This window comes from Formicincola oecophyllae, from assembly GCF_006542395.2.
GTDB classification, from domain to species: Bacteria; Pseudomonadota; Alphaproteobacteria; order Acetobacterales; family Acetobacteraceae; genus Formicincola; species Formicincola oecophyllae.
Genome location: NZ_CP038231.1, coordinates 742088 through 764307 on the forward strand (window position 1 = coordinate 742088; position 22220 = coordinate 764307).

20 protein-coding genes, 1 tRNA gene and 2 CRISPR repeat arrays are annotated in these 22220 nt (G+C 59.2%); of the genes, 17 read left to right on the forward strand and 4 right to left on the reverse strand.

Going from position 1 to position 22220, the window contains the following annotated elements; translation table 11 throughout:
* Nucleotides 1-168: 168 nt before the first annotated feature.
* Nucleotides 169-1848 (reverse strand): catalase, encoded by a 1680-nt coding sequence (locus E3E12_RS03335; RefSeq protein WP_206338664.1) that lies wholly within the window; start codon nucleotides 1846-1848, stop codon nucleotides 169-171.
* Nucleotides 1849-2155: 307 nt separating this feature from the next.
* Between E3E12_RS03335 and E3E12_RS03340 the strand changes: the two genes are divergently transcribed.
* Nucleotides 2156-2788: an isochorismatase family protein gene (locus E3E12_RS03340; RefSeq protein ID WP_141443038.1), complete on the forward strand. Its 633-nt coding sequence runs from the start codon at nucleotides 2156-2158 to the stop codon at nucleotides 2786-2788.
* A 16-nt stretch (nucleotides 2789-2804) separates the two neighbouring features.
* On the opposite strand, the gene E3E12_RS03345 is transcribed toward E3E12_RS03340, so the two are convergent.
* Nucleotides 2805-2987 carry a hypothetical protein gene (locus E3E12_RS03345; protein WP_149498244.1) on the reverse strand — a complete coding sequence of 61 codons (183 nt, stop codon included), beginning with the start codon at nucleotides 2985-2987 and terminating at the stop codon, nucleotides 2805-2807.
* A gap of 139 nt (nucleotides 2988-3126) precedes the next feature.
* Between E3E12_RS03345 and E3E12_RS03350 the strand changes: the two genes are divergently transcribed.
* From E3E12_RS03350 to E3E12_RS03425, 16 genes are all read left to right on the forward strand, one after another.
* Complete coding sequence (locus E3E12_RS03350) at nucleotides 3127-3720, forward strand: class I SAM-dependent methyltransferase (protein ID WP_141443039.1); 594 nt, start codon at nucleotides 3127-3129, stop codon at nucleotides 3718-3720.
* 156 nt (nucleotides 3721-3876) lie between these two features.
* Nucleotides 3877-3953, forward strand: a tRNA-Asp gene (locus tag E3E12_RS03355).
* 73 nt (nucleotides 3954-4026) lie between these two features.
* Nucleotides 4027-4725, forward strand: coding sequence for a 7-carboxy-7-deazaguanine synthase (gene queE, locus E3E12_RS03360; protein ID WP_168194373.1), 699 nt, complete (start codon nucleotides 4027-4029; stop codon nucleotides 4723-4725).
* Complete coding sequence (gene queC, locus E3E12_RS03365; RefSeq protein WP_141443041.1) at nucleotides 4722-5504, forward strand: 7-cyano-7-deazaguanine synthase QueC; 783 nt, start codon at nucleotides 4722-4724, stop codon at nucleotides 5502-5504. Before queE ends, queC begins: the two co-directional genes overlap by 4 nt.
* Nucleotides 5501-6142: a 6-pyruvoyl trahydropterin synthase family protein gene (locus E3E12_RS03370; RefSeq protein ID WP_141443042.1), complete on the forward strand. Its 642-nt coding sequence runs from the start codon at nucleotides 5501-5503 to the stop codon at nucleotides 6140-6142. The genes queC and E3E12_RS03370 overlap by 4 nt, the downstream gene beginning before the upstream one ends.
* 65 nt (nucleotides 6143-6207) lie before the next feature.
* Nucleotides 6208-6723: a hypothetical protein gene (locus tag E3E12_RS03375; protein ID WP_141443043.1), complete on the forward strand. Its 516-nt coding sequence runs from the start codon at nucleotides 6208-6210 to the stop codon at nucleotides 6721-6723.
* A gap of 93 nt (nucleotides 6724-6816) precedes the next feature.
* Nucleotides 6817-8199, forward strand: coding sequence for an L-serine ammonia-lyase (locus E3E12_RS03380; RefSeq protein WP_141443044.1), 1383 nt, complete (start codon nucleotides 6817-6819; stop codon nucleotides 8197-8199).
* A 236-nt stretch (nucleotides 8200-8435) separates the two neighbouring features.
* On the forward strand, nucleotides 8436-11087 hold the full coding sequence (cas3, locus tag E3E12_RS03385; protein ID WP_168194374.1) for a CRISPR-associated helicase Cas3': 2652 nt from the start codon (nucleotides 8436-8438) through the stop codon (nucleotides 11085-11087).
* 673 nt (nucleotides 11088-11760) lie between these two features.
* Nucleotides 11761-12873 (forward strand): hypothetical protein, encoded by a 1113-nt coding sequence (locus E3E12_RS03390; RefSeq protein ID WP_149498246.1) that lies wholly within the window; start codon nucleotides 11761-11763, stop codon nucleotides 12871-12873.
* Entirely contained in the window at nucleotides 12870-13478 is a 609-nt protein-coding gene (locus E3E12_RS03395) for a hypothetical protein (RefSeq protein WP_141443047.1), read from the forward strand. Before E3E12_RS03390 ends, E3E12_RS03395 begins: the two co-directional genes overlap by 4 nt.
* 52 nt (nucleotides 13479-13530) lie before the next feature.
* The gene (gene cas7e, locus E3E12_RS03400) at nucleotides 13531-14718 is read left to right on the forward strand and encodes a type I-E CRISPR-associated protein Cas7/Cse4/CasC (protein WP_141443048.1); all 1188 of its coding nucleotides are present in this window, start codon (nucleotides 13531-13533) and stop codon (nucleotides 14716-14718) included.
* A complete protein-coding gene (gene cas5e / locus E3E12_RS03405; RefSeq protein WP_141443049.1) occupies nucleotides 14718-15479 on the forward strand; it encodes a type I-E CRISPR-associated protein Cas5/CasD in 762 nt (253 codons plus the stop codon). The genes cas7e and cas5e overlap by 1 nt, the downstream gene beginning before the upstream one ends.
* Nucleotides 15480-15481: 2 nt before the next feature.
* On the forward strand, nucleotides 15482-16219 hold the full coding sequence (locus tag E3E12_RS03410; protein WP_141443050.1) for a type I-E CRISPR-associated protein Cas6/Cse3/CasE: 738 nt from the start codon (nucleotides 15482-15484) through the stop codon (nucleotides 16217-16219).
* 33 nt (nucleotides 16220-16252) lie between these two features.
* Nucleotides 16253-17161: a type I-E CRISPR-associated endonuclease Cas1e gene (gene cas1e, locus E3E12_RS03415; protein WP_141443051.1), complete on the forward strand. Its 909-nt coding sequence runs from the start codon at nucleotides 16253-16255 to the stop codon at nucleotides 17159-17161.
* Nucleotides 17152-17541, forward strand: a complete 390-nt coding sequence (cas2e, locus tag E3E12_RS03420) for a type I-E CRISPR-associated endoribonuclease Cas2e (protein ID WP_141443052.1) — start codon at nucleotides 17152-17154, stop codon at nucleotides 17539-17541. Before cas1e ends, cas2e begins: the two co-directional genes overlap by 10 nt.
* An 8-nt stretch (nucleotides 17542-17549) precedes the next feature.
* Nucleotides 17550-19530: a CRISPR direct-repeat array (repeat unit 28 nt; unit sequence GTCTCCCCCGCACACGCGGGGATGAACC).
* 208 nt (nucleotides 19531-19738) lie between these two features.
* Nucleotides 19739-20098, forward strand: coding sequence for a hypothetical protein (locus tag E3E12_RS03425; RefSeq protein ID WP_141443053.1), 360 nt, complete (start codon nucleotides 19739-19741; stop codon nucleotides 20096-20098).
* 49 nt (nucleotides 20099-20147) lie between these two features.
* Nucleotides 20148-20420: a CRISPR direct-repeat array (repeat unit 28 nt; unit sequence GTCTCCCCCGCACACGCGGGGATGAACC).
* 35 nt (nucleotides 20421-20455) lie between these two features.
* Here the strand turns inward: E3E12_RS03425 and E3E12_RS03430 are convergent.
* A complete protein-coding gene (locus E3E12_RS03430; RefSeq protein WP_141443054.1) occupies nucleotides 20456-20914 on the reverse strand; it encodes a hypothetical protein in 459 nt (152 codons plus the stop codon).
* Between the two features lie 135 nt (nucleotides 20915-21049).
* Entirely contained in the window at nucleotides 21050-22120 is a 1071-nt protein-coding gene (locus E3E12_RS03435; RefSeq protein WP_141443055.1) for an isocitrate/isopropylmalate dehydrogenase family protein, read from the reverse strand.
* Nucleotides 22121-22220 lie beyond the last annotated feature (100 nt).

Consider the following 22220-nt stretch of genomic DNA (forward strand, 5'->3'; position numbering starts at 1 on the left):
GGGGTCTCCAGGCCCTTGCATTGAAGACTGTTTGGCATGAAAAACGGGCTGCAAGGTTGGGGTCTGTTCCCTGCCTGCAGCCCGCTTGGAATATGCTGGGGGCTAGGGCGCATTCAACGCCCAGCCCCTGTGCCGATTGGGCCGTTCAGCTGTGAACGGCTCTGGTGCTCACAGTCCTTTGGGAAGGCTGTTGACCACAGCCATGACGTCAGCCATGGGAATATTCAGCCCTTTGGCCAAGCGCGTGCCGAACTCCGGGTCAGCTTTGTAGAAGTAAGCTGCGCAGCGCACCAGCGTAACGCGCGCTGGCTTGTGGATGTTGTTACCCTGCATGTCGGCCACAAGGTTGGCGATCTCCTGGCTTTTCTCCGTAGGGCTGAAGGAGCGCCACAAAATGCCTGCCTGGGAGAAGTCGTCAGCGGGGGAGATGCGCTCAGCGCGCGCCATGCCGCCAACGGGGTAAGTGGCCGCCGCCAGCTTGGAGCCTGCCGGGGCGGAAGGCTCAATCACGCCATTGCCGGGCTTCACCTCATCTTTCACGGCCCAAGGGTCGCTCCAGTAGCTGGTGGGCTGGTAATTGGCATGGCCTTTCTGGGGCATGAACTGCATCATGCCGTCTTGCTGGTCATTATGAACAGCCACAAGTGGGCGGTTGACAGGCAGTTCCTGGTAGTTGGCGCCCAGGCGGTAGCGCTGCGTGTCCGGGTAGGAGAACAGGCGCCCCTGCAGCATCTTGTCTGGGGAAGGGTAGATGCCCGGGATCATGGTGCCGGGGCCGTAAGCGGCTTCCTCAGTCCATTCGAAGAAGTTGTCGGGGACCTTGTTCAAGGTCAATGTGCCAAGCTTCACCTCATGGCCCAGCTTGTGCCCCTTGTCATCGATCCAGTCCTTAGTGTCATCGAAGGCATCATAGGGAAGGGCTTTGGCTTCCTCAGGCGTCATGACGTAGGCGTAGAGGTCCCATTTGGGGTAATCGCCCTTGTAGATGGCGCCGTAGAGGTCCTTGGTGGCGTAGTTCCAATCCGTTTTGGCGATTTGGTCGCGGGAGAGGCCCTCAACACCTTGGCGGGACTTGAACTGGAACTTCACGAAGTACTGCTTACCGTCCTTCGTCATGGTGCGGTAGGCGTGCACGCCGTAGCCATCGATCTGGCGCAGTGACTTCGGCACGCCAAAACGCATGGAGTAGAGCCACGTCAGCGCGTGGGCGTTCTCAGGCATGTTGGAGAAGAAGTCCCAACGCCCCACCAGGTCCTGGATGCCGCTGACTGGGTCAACCGACTGGGAATGGATCAGGTCGGGGAACTTCATGGCGTCACGGATGAAGAACACCGGGAAGTCAATGCCAACGATGTCCCAGTTGCCGGTGTCGGTCTTGAACTTAATGGCCCAGCCGCGCGGGTCGCGGATCCACTCAGGGGAGCCATCGCGGTTCAGCACGGTTGAGAAGCGCATCACGATGGGTGTCTTCTTGCCGGGCTTGAAAAGGGAAGCCATGGAGTACTGGCTGAAATCAGTCGTGGCCTCAAATTCGCCCTGAACGCCAACGCCGCGCGCGTGGACAACGCGCTGGGGGATGCGCTCACGGTCAAAATGACCGAACTTCTCAAGGAAGTGGTAGTCCTCAAGCAGGTCGGGGCCATTCTGGCCAGCGGTCTTGGTGTTCTGGTTGTCAGCCACGCCGCGGCCAGTGTCCTGGGTCAGCTCCGGGGGCTGGCGGTTGTCAGGGTTGACCACAACGTCCGGGGCGCCAGCCGCCTGCACAGGGGCTGTGAAGGCTGGCAGCGCCAGCGCTGACGACATCATCAAGGAAAGGGCAAGGCCCTTGGCCTTCTCAAGACGGCTCATGAAACGTTTCCTTCCATAGCGGCGCTGCAACACACGTGCCGCGCCTTCGGTCGGGCCAGGTAACTGCCCATGTCACATGCTGGTGCCTCAACCTTCATGTTGGGTGCGGCGCTGTCACAGATGACAGGCAGAACCATTCACGCCACCAGCCATGAAGGAAGGTTAGCGCCAAATCATCACGCTGTGCCAACAAAATATACTTGTGGTTCTGACAAGCATAACCTTTCAACGCCCCCCAAAGCGGGCTAGGGACTTAAAGGCCCTCCCTTGGTACCAGTACCCAACCTTTGAAAAGCGCCAGCAATCCATGGCCAGCCCTTCCTCACAGTCCACCTGCCGCAAGCCCACAGGAAAAGCCTTCCTGGTTGTGGACATGCAGCGCGACTTCCTGCCTGGCGGGACATTGGCCCTCCCAACCCAACACACAGCAACCCTGGCGGAACGCCTGGCTGAGCACATCAGGCAGCCTGCTTTTAACCAGCATTACGATGCCCTGGTCTTCACCCAGGATTGGCACCCAGCCAACCATGCCTCCTTCCAGGACCAAGGGGGGCCATGGCCAGCCCATTGCGTAGCAGGGACGGCTGGCGCCAAGCTGGCCTCCCCTTTGCAAGCCTTGGCGCTGCCAGGGGCAGGGGGGGTGCCTGTCATCATCCAGCGCAAAGGAACGATGCAGGATTGCGACAGCCCTTCCGCCTTTAGCGATAACGGCCGCCAGCCTTCAGGTTTGGCAGCCAAGCTGCGCTCAGCGGGCATCAAGGCCTTGGACGTGACTGGGGTGGCGCTTGAGGTCTGCGTCAAAGCCACTGTCCTGGACGCCCTCAAAGCCGGGTTTGTGGTGCGCGTGCTGCCCAATTTCTGCGCTGGCCTGGACAAGGCAGGCGCCACCGCAGCCCTGGCTGCCCTGCAGCGCGCTGGCGCCCACATAGAGCCTGGCTGAACGTCCCAGCTGAATGTTAAAGCTGAACCAGCAGAAAAGCCGTTCCCGCAACCACGACAAACGCGGCCAACCCCACCAGGATGCGCATCAAGGGGGAGGGGCGCTCAGCTGTGCCTTCCCACGCTTCAGGCGCGGTGCCGCTCAAAGCTGCTGTGTTGAGGGCGTCCGCTGCCAAGGCACCTTCAATCATGGCAATCATCCAGGCATCCCTCCATCATGGCGTTTTGGCCATGGTAACATGAGATGAAGTGCCAAACAGTATTTGAACGCCCCTTCTTGGGAATTTAAGACCATGGAAGCCTGCGTCTAGCATTAAAATCAGAATCAAGGATGAAGCCATGAAGGGACGTGACAGCGCCATGCCGCCAGCAGCGCAATGGGAACGGTTTTTCCAAGCGCCAGAGGTCGTGTGTAAAATGGTGCCAGCTGAAGCCCTCTCAAGCGGCATTGCTGAATTCGGTTGTGGCTACGGCACCTTCAGCCTGCCCCTGGCGCGGCTTCTGCGGGCTAAGGGGGGGCATTTAGTCGCAATGGACTATGAGGAACACCTGGTGGAAGGACTGCGTGTCCAAGCCAACGCACACGGCCTTGGGGAGCACCTGACATGCCTGCAGGCAGACTTGCTTGAAGCACCCAGCCCATGCGCCAGGGGCAGCATGGCGCATGTCATGATATACAACCTCCTTCATGTGGAACACCCTGAGCGCCTCCTGGCGGAAGCGCGGCGCCTGCTGCGCCCGCAAGGGACGGTCTCCGTCATGCATTGGCGCAGCGACATCACCACCCCGCGTGGCCCTACCATGGCCATCAGGCCAACAGCGCGCCAAGCCATGGCATGGCTGCAGGCAGCTGGTTTGGGTGACGTGCAGACAGTGCCCCTTGGCAACAGCACACCTTGGCACTGGGGGCTACGCGCAACCTTCCAGCGCTGAAGGCGCCCTACCTTCACTCAAGCAGGAACAGCTTTTCAGCGCCCAGGTGCATTTTCCCTGTTGCGTTCCCTGAAAAGCCCTGCTAGATAATCGCCACCCCACCGGGAAAGACGCCTTGCGGCACTGACAGTGCTGGATGGATAGTCACCAGGGCTTGGGGGTGTAGCTCAGTTGGTTAGAGCGCCGGCCTGTCACGCCGGAGGTCGCGGGTTCGAGCCCCGTCACTCCCGCCACTTTACTTTCATGAAAGCAGCCTTAACGGCGTTTCATGGCTATAGTGGCCTCATAAGCCTTATGGAACACGCGGTGGTTTATTCAGTCAAAGAAATATTTCCAACACTGCAGGGCGAAGGCTTCCACACAGGCCGCGCTGCGGTGTTTTGCCGTTTTGCGGGTTGCAACCTTTGGAACGGCCGCGAAGGGGACCGTGCCCATGCGCTGTGCCGCTTCTGCGACACTGACTTCATTGGCACGGATGGTCCTGGCGGTGGGCGTTTCCACAAGGCAGCTGACCTGGCCCAGTCCATCCTCCAGGCATGGCAGGCAGGAACGGGCGACCAAGGCCATGCCTCCTGCAGCCCCTTGGTGCGCCCTTATGTCGTGTTCACGGGGGGCGAGCCCTTGCTGCAGCTTGACCAGCCTCTGATCCAAGCCTTGAAGCAGCTGGATTTTGAAGTAGGGGTGGAAAGCAATGGCACCCTCAAAGCGCCTTTGGGGATAGATTGGCTGTGCATCAGCCCCAAAGGGCGCGCCCCCCTGGTGCAGGCCAGCGGTGACGAACTGAAGTTCATCTACCCCCAGACAGACGCTAGCCCTGAACTTTTCACCACGCTGCCTTTCAAGCATTTTTGGCTGCAGCCCCTCGACATCCCCGCGCCTTCAGCCGAAGCTGGACAGCCCCCCCTGCGGAGTGCTGAAAATGTGCAGGCGGCAGTACGCTACTGCCAGACCCACCCTCAGTGGCGTCTCAGTCTGCAAACCCACAAGCTGATAGGCATACCATGACAAACCACCAGGATTTCCCGGTCCCCCACACTTCCCGTCAGCTTGCTCCCCTCAGCGGGTCCTTTTCCCTGCCTGGCGGGGCGGCGCTGGTGCTGTTCTCTGGTGGACAGGACTCAGCCACATGCTTGGCCTGGGCCCTATCAGCGTTCCAGCATGTGGAAACGGTGGGTTTTTCCTATGGCCAACGCCACGCCGTTGAAATGGACTGCCGCGCCACGCTGCGCCGCCAAATCGCCGACCTGGTGCCCCGCGGGGCAGAACGCCTTGGTGATGACCACGTGATCGACCTGCCAGCGCTAGGCAAACTCTCTGAAACTGCCCTGACACGCGATGCTGAAATCAAGCTTGGCAAAAACGGCCTGCCCAATACGTTTGTGCCAGGGCGCAACCTCATTTTCCTGACATTCGCAGCTGCTTTGGCCTTCAGGCGCAATGCGCGCACCATCATCACAGGCGTATGCGAGACGGATTATTCTGGCTATCCCGATTGCCGGGATGACGCCATCAAGGCCATGCAGGTTGCGCTGAACATCGGCATGGACCAGCGCTTTGTGCTGCAAGCTCCTCTGATGTGGCTGGATAAGGCGCGCACCTGGAAGCTGGCTGAACTCATCGGCGGCCCTGCCTTGGTGGAGACCATCCGCCGTGACAGCCACTCCTGCTACCACGGCGACCGGGGCGAAGGCAGCGAGCATGACTGGGGTTATGGCTGTGGGCATTGTCCTGCCTGTGAACTGCGCGCTGAAGGCTGGCACCGTTACCAGGCCAGCAAGTCATGAACGCCGCACCAGGCGCCCCTTCTTTTGGCACCACTGCCCTGAACCAAGGCCGTAGCGCACCCGCTGCCCCCCAGGCTGAGTTACTGTTCACCAGGCGCTTTTCCATGGGGCACAGGCTCATCGCCGGCACCTCAGACCGGTGCGCCATCCCCCATGGCCATAATGAGCACGTCACCGTCAGCTTGGCAGCTGGGCTAGGCCACCCCAGCTGGGATGGGGCTGGGGGCAGTGGGCGGTTGGATGGGCACGCCAACATGCTTCTGCCTTTTGCGGAGGCCAAGGGGCGTTGGCACCGCTTCATTGATGAGCGCATGGACCATTCCTTCCAGATTGGGCGCGATGACCCCCTTCTGGATTGGTTCCGCACCCATGAGCCTTCCAGGCTGGGGCGCCTTGTCGTGACGCCAGGTGACCCTACAACGGAACTTCTGGCCGCCCTCCTCATGGCTAAGATGAACGCTTTCCTCCACGCGCAAGGCGACGTCCTGCGCCTGACAGCGCTTGAAATCCGCGAAACACCCACCAATGCAGTCCGCCTGGTGGGAGGTGACCCTTCAGCTTACTTGCCAGTATGTCCAGCGGTTGAGGGGGAAGGCCCCCTGCCATGGTGGCACCGCGCTGATGACAGCACCGCCTGAAGGGCCGCGCCCACAGGCTTTCTGAGCACAGCCCACAGCTGGGCGTGCCTTACGAGGGAAACACCATGATGACTTGGTTGATGACGCAGCGCACCTCCTTTGCCCTCACCCTGGTGCTGTGTGGGATCACCGCAGGGTGCGCTGTGCCGATCGACCCCAGCTCCGTCACGCAGACCTCCTCCACAGGCCAGCTGAAAGGCCAAGAAAAGCAGGCTGCCAATGCCCGTTTCGCAAGCGCCATCAAAATCTGTGACGATGCTTATATGCAGAACCACAGCGCTGTTTTGCGCAATGCCTGCCACAACAAGGCCTTTGGGGAACGCGCTGTCCTCAACGGTTATGCCTACAGCGACCTGCAGCCCCTTTTCACTTGGAACAGCAAGGCAGGCCAGTTGGAAGATGACGGTAAGCTGACGGCCCACCAAGAGGACAAACGCTTTGCCGCGCTGTGGAAAACAGCCCAGGTCAACCGCGCTCAACGCTTGGAGGACTGGGGCGTTGGGCGGTCCACCGGTTACAGCCCTACCTACTGCACGGCTGCCAGCGCCACCTATGCTGACATCGTCCTCAACTGCCTTTGAACCTTCGCCCTGGCCAGGGCGGCAAACTGTGCTATGGGTGGTTGTGCTCCCCAAGAAAAGCGGTGCACAGGACTTTGAGGCGGGGAACCCACCATGATTAGCCTGTTCGACCTCCTGAAAATCGGCATTGGGCCTTCATCATCCCACACAGTGGGGCCCATGCGAGCCGCGCAGCGCTTCCGCAACAGCGTAGCTGAACTGCCCTGCTTGCCTGCACGTATTGAGGTTACCCTCTACGGCTCCCTGGCTTGGACGGCTGTGGGCCATGGCACCACCCGCGCCGTAGTGCTTGGTCTGGCCGGCCTGGAACCAGACACCGTTACCCCAGAGGAAGTGAAATTCCATGAGGAGGAAGCCTTCATCCACCACCGCCTGCCCCTCAACAGGGCATCAGGCGCTGGCGCGATGCTGGCCTTTGACCCAGCCCAAGACATTATCCTCGACCGTGACACGGTGCCGCCAGTGCACCCCAACACGTTGCAATTCTGCGCTTATGACAGTGCAGGGCAGATGTTGCTCAAGGAACGCTACTGCTCTGTGGGGGGCGGGTTCATCACCCCTGAAACCAGCGCAGAAAACGCCAGCTACGATTTGCCAGCGATGCCTTATGACTTCACCTCAGGCAGCACTCTCCTGGCGCGGTGCCGCCAAACGGGGCTAGACATCGCAGGGGTTGTGTTCGCCAATGAGGCCAGCCTGCGCCCTGCGCAAGACGTCATCGCGCAGCTGGACCTCATCGCCCAAACCATGCTGGCCGCCATTGAACGTGGCCTGACCACTACAGGCACACTTCCTGGCGCGCTCAAGCTGCAGCGCCGCGCCCCTGCCCTTCACGAGAAGCTCAAGGCGCGCTCTGGCCCGCACCTTGAAGGCGCCCCCTCCCATGGGGTGATGGACTGGCTCAACCTCTACGCCATGGCCGTGAGCGAGGAAAACGCCAGCGGTGGGCGCATCGTCACCGCTCCCACCAACGGGGCGGCTGGCGTCATCCCAGCTGTTCTGCGCTACTACCGCCAGTTTTGCCCTGAATGGAGCGAAAAGGGGCAGCGCAAATTCCTGCTGACGGCAGCGGCCATTGGCGGGCTGTTCAAGCTCAATGCCTCCATCTCCGGCGCTGAGGTGGGCTGCCAGGGGGAAGTTGGTGTGGCCTCCTCCATGGCGGCGGCCGGGTTAGCGGCAGTGCTGGGCGCCACGCCTGAACAGGTGGAAAACGCTGCTGAGATCGCCATGGAGCACCATCTGGGCTTGACCTGCGACCCTGTGGCGGGCCTGGTGCAGATCCCCTGCGTGGAACGCAACGCCTTTGGCGCTGTAAAGGCCGTTAATGCGGCCTCGCTGGCCATGCTAGGCAATGGGGCGCACCATGTCTCCCTGGACCACGTCACCAAAACCATGGCCGAAACGGGGCGCGACATGAACGACCGCTACAAAGAGACCGCCCAAGGCGGCCTGGCCGTCAATGTCCCCGCCTGTTGAAATCTTATAAGGGTTGAGGGAAGAGTGAAATAAGTATCAGGTATATGGTCCAATTATAGGAACATTTTCAAGAATTCATATTTATATGTTCACTATATGCTTGAAATTTACCAAAGGTCTGCCCACTCATGACTACTATACCGCCACATCCTTTTGACCCTAGCCTATATCTACCTTGGGGCAAGTTTGGCCGCCTGGTTGGTGAGGGCAACACTGCTGGCAAGGAACGGCAATGGATGGGGGATGGCAGAGACGTATTCCTGCCCCTTCACCGCCACATGCTTGATGTGGCTGCGGTTTTCCTGGAACTCATGCAGTTGCCGACGCAACGCTGCCTGCTGGAGGGGGCGGCCGGAACCCCCTTGACTGACGGCCAGATAAGCCGTCTGGCTTTCCTGGTGGCCCTCCATGACATCGGCAAAGTCAACAGTGGCTTCCAGTTCAAGATTTTCCCTCCTGCCCCAGCTATGCCAGCCCCTACAGGCCATGTACGACAAGGTTGGGAAATGCTCTCAGGCGCCCCAGAAACTGGGTTTTATCTAGAACATCCCTGTCTAACCAAGATTCTGTATGATTGGTGTGACAAAACAACCTTTGAAGATGAAGGTCCTGATTCTATAGACAGTCTTCTGCTAGCCGTCATTAACCACCATGGTTACTGCAATGTAGGTGAACGTGGCAGCGTGCGCTCTAACCACCAAGACCACCATCCCTACAGCAGCTACAGCCCAGGCGAAGCCTTTAACCAGCTCTTTGACCAGCTTCATCAGGCTTTCCCGGAAGCGTTTGAGCCAACCTGCCCTCCCCTGCCTTACAGCACGGAACTGCAGCACCATCTGAATGGCCTCACCAGCTTGGCAGACCAGGTTGGTTCACGCGAAGCTGACTTCCCCGTCAAAAGGACAAACCTTGAACCAGTGGCTGCCCTGGCGGACAGCCGCAAGCGCGCCCGCCAGGCTTTGGTGAAGTTGGGGCTGGATGTTAGCCCCTGGCGCCTTCCCCCTTCCGCTCCTATGGAAGAGGCCGCGCTTTTTGGCTGGCCCGGCCATGCCGCGGCTTCCGACATGCAGCAGCTGACCGCCCAGGTGACTGAGCGCGTGGCCGTGCTTGAATCAGAGACCGGTTCAGGCAAAACCGAAGCGGCCCTGATGCTTTTCATGAGGCTTTTTGCGGAGGGGAAAGTGGATGGCCTTTATTTCGCCATCCCCACGCGCGCCGCTGCCTCCAGCCTGCACAGAAGGGTGCAGGAAGCTTGCAAGAGACTTTTTCGCAAGGACACCATCCTGGCCGTCCCTGGCTATGTGCGCTTTGGGCAGCATGAGGTCAGCGAACACCTGCCAGGGTTCGAGGTACGGTGGGATGATGACCCACCCAACCATGAAGAGCGCTGGGCGGCGGAAAACGCACGCCATTTCCTGGCCTATCCTTTGGCTGTCGGTACCATCGACCAGGCCATGATGGGCGCCATGCACGTGAAATGGTCGCATATGCGTGCCAGCGCCTTGGCGCGTTCCTTGCTGGTGGTGGATGAAGTCCATGCCTCAGACGTCTACATGACTGAAATTGGGCGGCGCTTAGTGCAGGCCCATGTCAAGCGCGGCGGCCATGCCCTGCTGATGTCCGCCACGCTTGGCGCTGCCGCCCGTGCTGAATGGCTGGGCACCAGCCCAGCCACCACGGCGCAGGAGCGTGAAGGCGTGCCCTACCCTTGCCTGACCACCCTGGACAGCCAAGGCCACGAGCGCCACGTGGCTTTCAAGGCTTCAGAACGCCAACCACCCAAGCAGGTCACGCTCCAGCTCAGCGACATCATCAAGCAACCTGACGCTGTGGCCGCCATGGCGCTGGAGGGCGCGCGCCAAGGGTTGCGGGTCCTCATCATCCGCAACACGGTCTCAGCGGCCCAAGCCACTTTTGAGGCTTTGGAGGCACAAGACCCTAAAAATACTGTGCCTACACTGGAGGTGAACGGCGTCCACACCCTCCATCACAGCCGCTTCAGCCCAGAGGACCGCAAAAGCCTTGATGGCGCGGTGGAGGGCCTTTTGGGCAAGCACGTGCCACAGCTCAGCCAAGGCTGCATCGTCATGGGCACCCAAACGCTGGAGCAGAGTCTGGATATTGACGCAGACCTGCTCATAACCGACCTATGCCCTGTGGATGTCCTTCTGCAGCGCCTGGGGCGCCTGCACCGCCACCAGCGCAGGCGCCCCGAAGCGGCCCAACAGGCACGCTGCCTTGTACTTTCACCAGGAGAAATTATCCCTAAAGACACCACCATGCTTGCCTATGGCCTGGGCCTGACGGAGTCAGGTGGCGTCTACCGTGATCTGCGCATGCTTGAGGCCACCAGGAGGCTGATTCAGGAAAAACCCCTCTGGACCATCCCCCAGGACAACAGGATGCTGGTGGAACGCGGTACAGACCCGGAAACTTTGCAGGCCCTTCAAAAAGCCTTGGCCCAGGCACAAGGCCCAGACTGGAATGACCGCTCCCATTTGCTTGAAGGCAAGCAAATGGCTGAAGGCCTGGCAGGACAGTCTGCCTGCGTGGAGCGTGCCAAGCCTTATGGCCAGACTGCCGGCCCCCTCATGGATGGCCATTTCCGCACCCGCCTGGGATTGAACAGCCTGACTGTCACCTTTTCCCGACCAGTGCCGGGACCTTTGGGCAATGCCGTCCACAGCCTGACCATCCCCCAGCACATGGCCAGGAAGATTTTCTCCAACCAAGAAGATGATGAAGGCGCTTGGCCAGACCAGAACGTGGATGCTGAGGAGGTCTCAACAGGCACTGGACAGGAGAAGCAACTGCACTTTAACTTGCACGGTTGGCACATCATTTATGACCGCACTGGGGTGCACATGACCAGCCACCAGGAGGCTTGATCTCATGACCACGGAAACACCACCAGACCTTGCGCTTGGTAACCTCCTCACGGATCCCTTGATCCGCACCCACAAGCTGGATGGCTCGCTCCAGTCCTTGTCATTGCCAGGGGTCCTGGCTGCCCTCATGCGTGATGAGGTCGCCTCATTCCCAGCTTTGCGCCGCCATCAGGCGCCAGCATGGCACATGTTCCTGGCCCAGTTGGGCGCGTTGGCTTTGCTGCGCTCTGGCCAAAAGGCCCCTCCAGAACAGCCAGAGGGCTGGGTTACGCTTCTGCGTCAACTCGTGGCCAGTGAAAGAGGCCCTGAACAGGCAGCTGAATGGGGGGACGCACCTTGGTGCCTGGTTGTTGGGGACCACACCAAACCGGCTTTCCTGCAACCCCCTTCTCCTGGGAAGTTGTCCCCAGACGGCAAAGGGATGTCTGTTTTCCCTACCCCTGATGAAATGGACCTGTTGGTCACAGCCAAGAATGTGGACCTCAAACGCAATGTCGTGCGGCAGGCCCAACCTGATGACTGGCTGTTCGCCCTCATCAACTTCCAAACCATGAATGGCTACACAGGCCGTGGCCACCAAGGCATCGCCCGCATGAATGGCGGGTTCTCCTCACGCCCCTTTTTCAGCCTGCACCCCTTGGGCGCCCATGTGGGGGGCCACATCAGACGGGACATGAAAGCCATGCTGCGCCGCCGTCCGGAACTGCAGCAACAATACGCCATGCATTATCCAGAGCCAGAAAAAGGCAAGGCCCTCCTGTGGTTGCTGCCATGGGATGGCGGTGCCCAAAGCGGGCTTTCGCTGTCTGCGCTTGACCTGTGGTTTCTGGAGGTGTGCCGTCGGGTGCGCCTGGTCACCACAGCCACGGGCGCTTGGGAAGCCCTGGAAGCAACGGCTGACAAACCACGCATTGCCAATGCCAAGGACCTTAAGGGCAACACAGGTGATTTCTGGGCCCCTTTGGAAATCACCACAGAAGGTCCAAAAGCTTTCAGTGCCACCAGCCAAGGATTCACTCGGGGTAAACTGTGTGAAATCCTATTTGGCATTAAAACGAAGTCTGGTTCGTCATGGAAGTTGCCACCATCCTTGAGAGCTGCTGGTGAAACTAACCAAGTCCTTCTCATGAGGGCAGCTGTGCTGGCCCGCAGCGAAGGCAAAACAAAAGGCTACCATGAAATTGTTGTGCCATTTGGCCCCCATTTCACCAGGCGTCTTCAAGGAGCTGAAGTTCAGAGAAAATATTTAGCCACACAAGCTCAAAAACAACTTGAGGATATCAGCCAAATCGACAAAGCCTTGGCCCGTGCCTGCGCTTTGTGGGCAAAAGGTGGAAAAACCTCCAATAATAGAGAATCTGACGGTAAAAATAAAAACGATGATAAAAAAGATACAAATAAAGGCCATCAAAAGAAGAATTATACCCCTTACCGTAAAGAACTTGATCACCACGTTGATGAATTATTCTTCAACATGCTGAATGATTATATGGAAAAATTAGATGTGGAAAACAAAAAAGATGCTGAAACACTTTATCATGAATGGCTGGTCAAAATGGTCGATTACGGAGATAAGTTGTTGGAAAAGGCCATGAAAACCATTCCATGCCCCTATCTCCAGCGTCCCAAAGGGCGAGTCGCGGCCATAAATGCTTATCGAAAATATTTGATTTACAGCGAGGATGGCCAGTTCAGTGCTTCTAAAGAGCTGCGCCAACATTGGGGGTGGAACAAGGCCACACCATCTGAACAACCAGCCCCTGCAACACTGGACCAGCAGTCATGACTGAAAACACGCCTTCCCCTGCCGCCCAGCCCCCGACCATGAACATGAAAGAGTGCTTGAAGGAAAAGCGCTTGAAGGAACTGATCACTCATGATTTGCCCCGCATGATGCCAGGCCCCCTTGCCCAGCTCCGCCGGGGTGGCAACGCTGGGCGGCATGTGCCTGAATTCTGGAAGCTTTGGGTCAAGTATGATTTAGGCCTTGTGCGCCTCAACAAGGATGAAGAGGCGCGCTACCCAGAAGGCTCTGCGGCCTTCCGCAAACATGCCTGGGCTTTGGCACTGCAGGCTTTGGCATCCCTCCGTCCCAAAGGCCAGCCAGGGGCAGCGCCAGCGAAATTCACCCAACACCCATCCGAAATTCCCTTGGGCAAGGCCATGGCTTTGGGAAAAGTCAGTAACTTACGCATGAGCCGCTTGCTCAGCGCGCCTTATGGCAAACGCGCTGAAATGATGTTGCGCCTCCTGCCTCTTATCAGCCAAGACCAAAAATTCAATCTTGTTGAATTGGGGTTGTTCATCCTCAATCCTGATCAAAAGGCTAGTGAAAAGCTAGCTGAATCCTACTACTACACCTTAGAACAGATAGAAAAAGCCTCATCTTAACCGTGAACACCCACTTCATTTCCTTCAATGCCTCTACCCAAAGGATTCCATTATGAACGCTATTCCTCGCTTCCTGCAGATTCACACCCTTCACAATTATACAGGGGCCTTGCTTAACCGTGATGACAGCGGCTGGGCCAAACGCTTGCCTTATGGTGACGCCGTCCGCACACGCATCTCATCACAGTGCCTCAAGCGCCACTGGCGCATGCATGAAGGCCTGCTGAGCCTGCGTTCCATTGACGCCCTGCCCCATTCCCTGCGTTCCCGAGAATTTGTGAAGCAGCGAATGCGTGCCCCTCTGAATAATGAGTTTAAAGGGGAGCGTGAGCAGGCGATCCTCAATGCTGTGGAGGACGCTTTCCAAAAGGCCATTTATGGTGAAAAAGGCACCACCAAAACCAGCCGCCAACCCCTTCTTCTAGGCGTGCCTGAGGTGGAATATTTGACCGACAACTTCGCCAAAATCGCCCGCGCCGCCTTGGCGGAAGGGGAAGACGCCAAGGGCGCCAGCAAACGCGCTGAAGCCTGGTGCAAGGATATCAAGAAAAACCTTGCCACCCTGCGTGAAAACACCACTGCCCCAGCTGGTCTGGCTGGTGCGCTTTTTGGCCGCATGGTCACGTCAGATCCTGCAGCCAACATCGATGCCCCCATTTACGTGGCCCATGCCTTCACCACCCACGCTGCCCAGGATGAATGCGATTATTTCACAGTGGTCGATGACTTAATGGCGGATGATGACACTGGCGCAGGTCACATTAATGAAACAGAGCTCACCAGTGGGCTTTTCTATGGCTATGTGGTGGTGGACGTCCGGGGCCTCATCGCCAACCTGACGGGCAAAAAACCTACAGAGCAGGCTGAGCTGGCGCCTGAAGACCGCGAATTGGCCGGGGAGGTCGTGCGCCGCCTCATTCACAGCATCGCTGAGGTCAGCCCAGGCGCCAAACTCGGCTCCACAGCGCCATTTGGCTATGCCAGCACTGTTATGGTGGAAGCAGGCGACCGCCAGCCCCGCAGCCTGGCTGGCGCCTTCCGCCGCGCCACCCAGCCAGATTTCAAGGCCGCCGAAAAGGCTTTGGCTGCTGAACTTCAGAAGTTCGATGAAAACTACGCCACTGGCGAAAAACGCCGCTTCATGAACCTGAACAAGGAAACACAGTTCAACAACGCTGAACGCGCTTCCATGCCAGCTGTGGCGGACTGGGCCAAATCCTTGGTGGTGGGTCACGGCTGATGCGCTTTCTCGCCCTGCATTTCCAAGCGCCCTTGGCCAGCTTTGGTGATGTCATGGTGGACAACTATGGCAACACAGCGCTTTTCCCTGCCCTGTCCATGGTCACGGGGCTGCTGGCCAATGCATTGGGTTATGACCGCACGGAGAAAACACGTCTGGACGCCCTTCAAAAAAGCCTTCTCCTTGGTTCCTTCCACTGGGGCCCAGCACCCGAACGCTTGCCAGACTTCCAAACCCTTCGCCTTAATGAGCCTGGCGAACACTGGCTTAACCAAGGCTGGACAAGCTTTGGCGCACCTGAGGGGCGCGATGGCGAAAAAAAGCCAGCTACCCATATCCGCTACCGTCACTACCTGGCTGACGTGGACATGAACGTGCTTGTGGCTTCCCAACCAACAGGCCACGGCGCGCCCACGCTGGGTGATTTCGAACAGGCTTTGCTCAAGCCGGCCCGCCCCCTCTCACTGGGCCGCAAGCCTTGCCTGCCTTCAGCCCCCCTTTTGGCAGTCACGCCGCAGAACCGCTACGTGGAGGGGACTTCAATGCGTGAAGCCCTCCTCACCCTGGCCACACGCCGCGCCAGAACCATGGACCCCCCACCTTCCACCATCACTCTGCAGCGTCCCGCCAATGAATCAGACGAAGCATTGCGAACCAAGTCCATCACAGATGAACGCAACTGGATTGGTGGCTTCCATGGCGGTGAACGGCAAGTGGTGGTTGAAGCCAACGTTCAGTTGCCCCCTTTGGAAAGCCCGTGACCATGACTAGCCCCCTTCACCTCATTCATATCCCCATCAACGCCCAGGACTTGATTATGTGGGGCTTGCGACAGACAGCAAGGGGGGAGTCTTCTGACCTCGATTATGGCATGATGCTTCACAAGCTTCTCTCGGCCAGTTTCGGCAAAGGCGCCATCCAGCCATTCAGGCTCTTCACCCCCAAGGTCGGCCAATGGGGGCTTTATGGTTACAGCGCTGAAAACGCTGATGCCCTACGCGCCTCAGCTGCCCTGCATATGACGCCTGACATGGACCACGCCCTGCCCCTCAATAAGATGCGTTCCAAAACCATGCCCGCCATCAAGGCCGGCACGCGTTTGGGTTATGACATCCTGACCCGCCCCACGCGCCGCCTGACCAGTGACGGCAAAACTAAGGAGCAGGACGCCTTCGTCATGGCCTGCCACACAGCAGCAGCACAGCCAGAAGCGTCCCCCCCAGAACGGGCCCAAATTTATGAGGACTGGCTGCGTGAGCGCCTCTCCTCCTCAGGCAAGCCCATCGCCACGCTGGACAGTTTCCGCCTGGCCCACTTCGCCACCAGCAGGGCCAACCGCAATCACAAGACCATCACAGGGCCTGAAGCCACCTTCCAGGGAACATTGACCGTGCAGGATGCCGACGCTTTCGCCAATCTCCTGCGCCATGGGTTGGGACGACATAAGGCCTATGGCTATGGCATGGTCTTGTTGCGCCCGGCAGACCGCGGCACACCCTGAAAAACGCCAGCACCTGTTAATCAAGGACATGCCATGCTCAAAGGTCGCTTGGGGCTTGCCACATCCCGCGTTCCCCACAATGAACGCGCAGGCCTGCTTTACCTGGAACGCGGCACCTTAAGCGCCCGTGACGGCACCTTGGCCTTTCTGCAAGGCCAGGGCTTGGAAGGGCCCATGCCACCTGGTGAGTATGACGTTCCCATACAAGGCATCTCCATCATATTGCTGGGCCCTGGCAGTTCAGTAACGCACGATGCGCTGCGCCTTCTGGCCCGTGCCAACACGGCCTTGGCCGCTGTTGGCATGGACGGCGTGCGCTGCTACACCGCCCCCCCTTTGATGAGCGACCAATCCGCTCTTGCCCGCGCCCAAACCACCGCCTGGGCAGACCTTAAACAGCGCAACGCGGTGGCACGCCAAATGTATGCGTGGCGCATGGGCAAAAAACTGCCTTACCGGGATATTGCGGCCCTGCGCGGCATTGAAGGCGCCCATGTGCGCGAAAGCTACAAAATCATTGCGGACCGCATTGGCATCAAATGGAAAGGGCGCCGTTACGACCGCGCCAACCCAGAAGGCGCTGACATGCCCAACCAGGCCATTAACCATGCCGCCAGCGCTGTGGAGGCAGCCGCCCTCATAGCCGTCTACGCCACAGCCACCATTCCACAGCTAGGCTTCATCCATGAGGATTCCGGGCATTCCTTCGCTTTGGACATAGCTGACCTTTTCCGTGCGGAAATCACCGTCCCCTGCGCTTTCCGCGCTGCCAAAGAGGCCATGAAAGGCCAGGGCACCGTGGAACGACTGGCACGGCGGGAAACAGGGCGCGCCTTGAGCGCGCACAAGGTCATCCCAGACATGATCAAGCGCATCAAAGCGCTGTTCGACAAGGAAACAGCCTCTGACATGCAGCAAATAGGCAAACCGCCATGCCCATGACCATTGTCGTGACCAGCAATGTGGAGAGCCGTTACCGTGGGTTTCTCACCTCCATTATGTTGGAGGTCGCCGCTGGCGTTTACGTGTCCCCACGCATGTCTGTGGCTGTGCGTGAACGCACTTGGAAGGTTCTGACTGAATGGTGGTGGGCCTTGGGCAATGGCAGCCTGACCATGGTGTGGCCTGATAAAAATTTGTCAGGTGGGGTGGGCATGGCCCTTTTGGGGGAAGCGCCAAAAGACATCATTGACGCTGATGGCGTTCTCCTGGTGCGCCGCATAATGCAGGAAACCGCCACTCCGATAGCTGGTGGGCCACCTTCTCCCTCTCAGGAAGAGGCTGTTCAACAAACCCTTGATAATGAAGAACAGATCCTATAAATGCAAGAGTCTCCCCCGCACACGCGGGGATGAACCTTAGCTTCATTGACTGTCTTGAAAAGATTTTTCGTCTCCCCCGCACACGCGGGGATGAACCCTCGCGCGCTATCTTGGCGGCTCGCTTGTGCACGTCTCCCCCGCACACGCGGGGATGAACCCTTCAAAGTTACCTGAACGTTTTGAGCCAGCTCGTCTCCCCCGCACACGCGGGGATGAACCTCCGCCACTATGACGGTGCCGCCGGGCTTTGGCGTCTCCCCCGCACACGCGGGGATGAACCCTTGAACGCCTGGATCACCAGTTTTGTCCCGCGGTCTCCCCCGCACACGCGGGGATGAACCCGCGGCGCTGCCTTTTTTTTAGTGAAGGGTCTAGTCTCCCCCGCACACGCGGGGATGAACCTCACTGAAATCCCTGACCTGCGCAAGCCTAAAAGTCTCCCCCGCACACGCGGGGATGAACCCGCCTCCATCTGGATTGTCGGGTGGGGTCCGCAGTCTCCCCCGCACACGCGGGGATGAACCTTACGTCACTGAGCTTCAAAAGAATGCCCTACGGTCTCCCCCGCACACGCGGGGATGAACCCTCAAACCCAACAACGTCATCAACCTTTACGGTGTCTCCCCCGCACACGCGGGGATGAACCTGAACCACTGTTCGAGAAAACGTTCCTGAATCGGTCTCCCCCGCACACGCGGGGATGAACCTGCAACACATTTTGAGCATTTTTGCTTAAATAAGTCTCCCCCGCACACGCGGGGATGAACCATCAGCTGTTGAATGGCTAAGCCTGATTTCTGCGTCTCCCCCGCACACGCGGGGATGAACCTGACTTTAAAAGTGACGATGAAGCCCAGGAGTTGTCTCCCCCGCACACGCGGGGATGAACCGTCACGCTGCTGCTGATGGGGCCTAAGGGTAAGGTCTCCCCCGCACACGCGGGGATGAACCTCATCGTAGAGGCCTCAGGGAAAAGGTGGCGATGTCTCCCCCGCACACGCGGGGATGAACCTGCGGCCGCCCTGGTTAACCTGCGCGATCAAGCGTCTCCCCCGCACACGCGGGGATGAACCTGAAGCTGGGGAAGCTACACATTTCACAGCATCGTCTCCCCCGCACACGCGGGGATGAACCGACAAAAAAGGCGCGTGACGCCTGGGCAGCGGAGTCTCCCCCGCACACGCGGGGATGAACCCTCGACTGGCAGGGAGTAATCATCAAGCCCTTGGTCTCCCCCGCACACGCGGGGATGAACCTCAGGATGAATGGCAATGCCGCATGAAAGGCATGTCTCCCCCGCACACGCGGGGATGAACCTCCCTCTGTGCGGCGCCTCATCGGCATGATTCCGTCTCCCCCGCACACGCGGGGATGAACCTGAGAGCGTGACGTATGTTGCCGGCTTCGATATGTCTCCCCCGCACACGCGGGGATGAACCCTTTGAACGCCGGCACTCTTTAACCTGCGCCGGGTCTCCCCCGCACACGCGGGGATGAACCCATAGGCGATCGGCTGGTAGAGCCCTTCCTAGCGTCTCCCCCGCACACGCGGGGATGAACCGCATCTGCGTCCAGAAGCCTTCACCCTGGCGGTGTCTTCCCCGCACACGCGGGGATGAACCTCATTTCCCACGCCAGCGCGCAGGAAATCGCAAGTCTCCCCCGCACACGCGGGGATGAACCTGCCACCGTCCCCGGCGTGACGATGCGCCACCCGTCTCCCCCGCACACGCGGGGATGAACCTGAGCTTATACGTCTCATAAGAGATAGCGTTCGGTCTCCCCCGCACACGCGGGGATGAACCGCACGTTCTTAGTGAGGATCAGGCCATTAATGAGTCTCCCCCGCACACGCGGGGATGAACCGGAGATTCTTTACTCCCATTTTGGTGTTACTACGTCTCCCCCGCACACGCGGGGATGAACCCTGGGTGAAGCCCGCGTGAAAGCCATGGCTGTGGTCTCCCCCGCACACGCGGGGACAAATCTCGTCATTCTGTTAAGCTGGTTTGATCGTTAAGCAGGTGGGTGTTGGTTGAAAAGCCAGCCCCCAGGTTCTTGCTTTGGAAGACAGTGAAATGGAAACGATCGTCTCAAGAATTCTTAACAATCCGCTTTATTGGTGGCTATTTTGGGTTTTGGCAGTCATGGCGGGCGTGTTCGGCCTGGTCATTGGCTACAGGTTTGGAACTTCATTATGAGTGAGAAGGTTCCCAACGCGTTTGGATGCCTGTTGAAAGCCGCTGGGCTATCCCGTGAAACGGCCAGCATTTATCTGGAGGTCTCTCCCAAAACGTTGGCACAATGGTTGTGGAAAGGGGTGAAACCACCCCATGGCGTTCTGACTGAGCTAAACCAGCTCATTGAGAAAACCCAGCAACAGGCTGAGCTGTTGGCGGAGATGGACACCATCCCAGTTTCTTTGACTGAGGAACAAGCCCAGCAAGCTGGCTGGCCTGGCTTGGACACGGAACGGCATTGCTTGGGTATGGCGTTAGCTAAGCGACTGCAGGCCAATAAGCCACTGCCCACTTTTGTGCCTGCCCACCATGAGTGAGGTTTCTGGAAACCTCATCACAGCGTGGCACCGGGCTAGGGCACGTCTCGTCTCCCCCGCACACGCGGGGATGAACCCGGCAACGACATCCAGACGCCCTACTATGACGCGTCTCCCCCGCACACGCGGGGATGAACCTCCTCACTCAACAAGCGCCGCATCGGGCGCCGTGTCTCCCCCGCACACGCGGGGATGAACCAGTGCAAGGTAATCAAAAAGAACCTTGCCACCCTGTCTCCCCCGCACACGCGGGGATGAACCCGTCCAGGCCTCATCAATGACCAGGAGAGCCGGGTCTCCCCCGCACATGCGGGGATGGATTCATTCAAAAAAGCAAAAGCCTTAAGGGGCTGACCATCATGATTTATCGTCAGGCAAGTATTCATCATCACAGGCGCAGGAGGCATTCACCACATCCATGGCGCCTTGGCAGGAGCGCAGGATTGCGGTGGCTTTCTCTGCCAATTCCCGCTTTTCCTGCCCTTCCTGGGCTATGGGGCCTTGGTTCATTGCGGCATGGTTGATGGCTTCAACCAGAACGGCGAACACGCTGTCTGGCGGCAAGGCGGACAACGTGCCCTGCACCAAGTGCATGGCGCTTGGAGTGGCGGTGATGGCATGGGGTTGCAGCAGTTGGGCCAGTTTGCCCTGCCATGCGGCAGCTTCCGTCATGGCGGCGCCATTGACCATCCAGGTGCCTATGGCTGGGTCAAGGGCTGCCAAGGCCACGCTGAGGACGCCATCAAGGGGCATGGCGGCCAGCTTACGCGCGGCAGCTGCCTGGCGACTTTCCAGCTGGTTGGAATCAGGTGTCATGGCTTGCTCCCCTTACGCTTCACAGGTTGGTGGGCCATGGTCAGCCATGGGAACGCTCCTAGCAAGAAGCCATGAGGGATGGCAGGTGTGCCCCACCATGCCCCCACCCACGCCAACTTCAGGAGGAGGCCATTTTCAGAGGCGTTCTGCAACGGCCTTGGCGAAGGCCTCCGTGGTGGCGGTGCCGCCAAGGTCTGGCGTTTTCACGCCCGCTTTCAAAGTGCTGTCCAGGGCCTGGCGCAGGCTGTTGGCGCGTGCGTGCTCGCCAACATGGTCAAGCATCAGCCCGGCAGCCAGCATCAGCGCCACGGGGTTGGCCACGCCGCGCCCGGCCAGGTCTGGCGCGGAGCCGTGAACTGCTTCAAAAATGGCCTGTTTTTCACCGATATTGGCTCCTGGTGCCATGCCCAGACCACCAATGAGGCCAGAAATCTGATCTGAGAGGATGTCGCCAAACAGGTTAGTGGTCACGATAACGTCAAACTGACTGGGATCGAGGCAAAGCTGCATGGCGCAGGCATCCACAATGCGTTCATCACAGGCCACGCGCCCGGCGTAATCAGCAGCCACTTTGTGGCCTTCCTCCAAGAACACCTTCCCCATGAGTTTGAGGATGTTGGCCTTGTGAACCAGCGTTACCTTTTTGCGACCATGGGCCAGGGCGTATTCAAAAGCGTGGCGCACAATACGGCGGCATTCAGCGCGCGTGACGTAGCCGGCCGTCACGGCCATGCCTTCGGCCTCCGCCGCGCCATGGGCGCCATCACCGCCGCCCTGTGGCAGGAAATATTCACGGGCTGCGTAAAACCCCTCCACATTCTCGCGAATGAGGACAATGTCCACCTCCTCATAACGCCCCGGCACTAGGGTGCGGGCTGGGCGCACATTGGCGTAAAGGTCGAAGGCCTGGCGTAGCGTGACGTTGACTGAACGAAAGCCCCCGCCGCTTGGTGTTGTCAGGGGGCCTTTGAGGGCAAGGCCCGTGCGCTTGATGCTGGCCATCGTGCTGTCAGGGACAGGTGCGCCCTCAGCTTTCAAGCCTGCCATGCCGGCCTGCTGAACATCCCAGGCGAAGGGGGCGCCCAGCTTGTCCAGCACATGTGTGGTGGCAGCGGTGATTTCAGGGCCGATGCCGTCACCAGGGATGAGGGTGGCGGGAATTTTCCCGGTGACGTTCGAATTATGCGGGGCGGCAGTGGGCGTCATGGCGCTTCTCCTGGTGGGCTGAACCCGAACGCGCCGCCTGGCGCGCTCTTCCAGGGCCACCATTTCAAGCCTGGTGGGGAGAGGCCGTCAAGGGGCGTTT